The organism is Synechococcus sp. R8-2 (genome assembly GCF_047461715.1).
Taxonomy (GTDB): Bacteria; Cyanobacteriota; Cyanobacteriia; order Thermostichales; family Thermostichaceae; genus Thermostichus.
Map to the genome: position 1 here is coordinate 1 of NZ_JANSHQ010000044.1, position 2034 is coordinate 2034.

A 2034-nucleotide genomic window follows, 5' to 3' on the forward strand; every position below is an offset into this window, starting at 1 on the left:
GTCAGAGCACCTTTTGGTTTAAAAACCGTTTGGCCCGCTCCCAAAAAGACTCGCTCAAGCTGGCCAGCTTGGGAAACTCCACCGCTTCCCCTTCTAGCCGTCGGGCAATGCGCTGGATGGCCTGAGCAGCCAGAGTTGGATTGGCGGAGAGAACCAGGGGCTCCCCTTTGTTGGTGGAGACGATCACCTCGCGGTCTTCTGGAATAATACCCACCAACGGGATGGCCAGCACCTCCACCACATCTTCCACCGACATCATCTGGCCGGCTGCCACCATGTCCGGGCGCAGGCGGTTGACAATCAGCTGAGTCGATGAAATCTGTGCAGCTTCCAGCAGGCCCACCACGCGATCTGCATCCCGCACCGCTGCCACTTCTGGGGTGGTGATGATGATGGCCTCGTTGGCTCCGGCGATGGCATTGCGAAACCCTTGTTCGATCCCTGCCGGACAATCGATCAGCACATAGTCATGGCTGCTGGCCAGCTTCTCGATTAACTGGCGCATCTGATCCGGATGCACCGCCGTTTTGTTGCGGGTTTGGGCTGCCGGCAACAGCGAGAGATTGGGGGTGCGCTTGTCTTTCACCAAAGCTTGCTCGAGGCGACATTCCCCGGCGATCACCTCTAGGGCTGTGTACACCACCCGATTCTCCAGCCCCAGCAGCAAGTCCAGGTTGCGCAGGCCAAAGTCTGCATCCACCACCACCACCGAGCGACCCAAGCGCGCCAAGGCAGTGCCCAGGTTGGCCGTCACGGTGGTTTTGCCGACTCCACCTTTACCAGAGGTTATGACAATGACTCGGCTCATACTCCTCTCCGCAGAAAATCCTGAAGGCTGGCGACGCAGATGACATCCTCCTGCAGGTAAACCACTTCAGGGGTGTTGGGCAGGGATCCACCTTCTGGCGGACGGGCCACTTGATCGGCAATGCGCAACTGAGTGGGCTCCAACTGCAAAGCCAAAATTACAGCTCCCTTGTCGCCGTCGGCCCCCGCGTGAACCAGGCCCCGCAAGCGTCCCCAAACCCAAATATCTCCTCCAGCAACGATCTCGCCGCCGGGGTTGAGATCCCCTAACAGGAATACCGAGCCCCTGTGACGCACGGACATGCCAGAGCGCACCGTCGAACGTAGGTACAGAGGTGTGGTGTCTGGGGGAGCAGGGGGAACTGCCCCCAAAAGGGAAGATTGCTCCACAGAATACCCCAACGTCGCTGCTGCAATCGCTGTCGAGCGGGATCGAGTTTGAACGCGCCACAGTTGCAGTCCATGCTGAGACAATAGGGCAGCAAGAAGTTGTAGGTTGGGCATGTCCAGCTCTCGCTGCTGGCTCCAGAGGGTGAGGGGAGCGACCCCGGCCCAGTAGGGTTTGCGGCTGCGCAACTGCCAAACCAGGTTTTCCCAAAGCTCTTCCCAAGGTAAGGTGCTGGGCAAGTGCAGATGAATCCCTTGTGCATCCGACCGAAAGTAAACGCTGCCCGTGGCCCAGGAGTCTGGAGATGGGGAGATTTCAGGGTTCCATGTAGGGGATCCCGTCATGACCGCCCTTAAACGTCTGCCTGAATATAGAGCCCTATCCTATTCCATTCCCCCAAGCCAGGGGAAACTCTCTCGGCGGTTGCCCTTGATAGCAAAGCGGTTTCGCTTGGGTGGCAGGACAATCTTGCTTCGGGATCGCTAACTTGAGGGTACTTGATGGAGCCAATTCCTGATGTTGAAACCTCGCCACACCCTCAGGCTGCTCGCGCCAGCAGGACAGGATCCTCTCCTCTCCAAGGGGTGGAGTTCTCGCGCGGTGAGACCGGTCGCCATTGCCCTACTCAGCATTCTTGCGGCATCTGGGATGGGATCCCCTGCCCATGCCCAAGATCTGGGCCGTTTGCTGATTCATGGCCTTCAGTGGCTGCAGGTGAGCCAGTTGAACGATGCCCAAGAGGTGAGCTTAGGCCGCCAGATCGATCGACAAGTAAACTACCCGACTCTGACCGCTAAGCGGTACAGGGCGGGCTTTCAGTAGCCCTGCAGTTGGCAAGC

3 protein-coding genes are annotated in these 2034 nt (G+C 58.8%); 1 reads left to right on the plus strand and 2 read right to left on the minus strand.

The features are described 5' to 3' along the window. Position 1 precedes the first annotated feature (1 nt). Positions 2–808 carry a septum site-determining protein MinD gene (gene minD / locus NW819_RS01265; RefSeq protein WP_414412648.1) on the minus strand — a complete coding sequence of 269 codons (807 nt, stop codon included), beginning with the start codon at positions 806–808 and terminating at the stop codon, positions 2–4. Continuing rightward, the gene (minC, locus tag NW819_RS01270; protein WP_414412649.1) at positions 805–1539 is read right to left on the minus strand and encodes a septum site-determining protein MinC; all 735 of its coding nucleotides are present in this window, start codon (positions 1537–1539) and stop codon (positions 805–807) included. The genes minD and minC overlap by 4 nt, the downstream gene beginning before the upstream one ends. Before the next feature lie 172 nt (positions 1540–1711). Between minC and NW819_RS01275 the strand changes: the two genes are divergently transcribed. After that, positions 1712–2017 carry a hypothetical protein gene (locus tag NW819_RS01275; protein WP_414343871.1) on the plus strand — a complete coding sequence of 102 codons (306 nt, stop codon included), beginning with the start codon at positions 1712–1714 and terminating at the stop codon, positions 2015–2017. Positions 2018–2034: the final 17 nt, after the last annotated feature.

Coding starts and splice junctions, on each gene's coding strand:
- NW819_RS01275 (WP_414343871.1), top strand. CDS start 1,712: ATGTTGAAACCTCGCCACACCCTCAGGCTGCTCGCGCCAGCAGGACAG.
- minC (WP_414412649.1), bottom strand. CDS start 1,539: ATGACGGGATCCCCTACATGGAACCCTGAAATCTCCCCATCTCCAGAC.
- minD (WP_414412648.1), bottom strand. CDS start 808: ATGAGCCGAGTCATTGTCATAACCTCTGGTAAAGGTGGAGTCGGCAAA.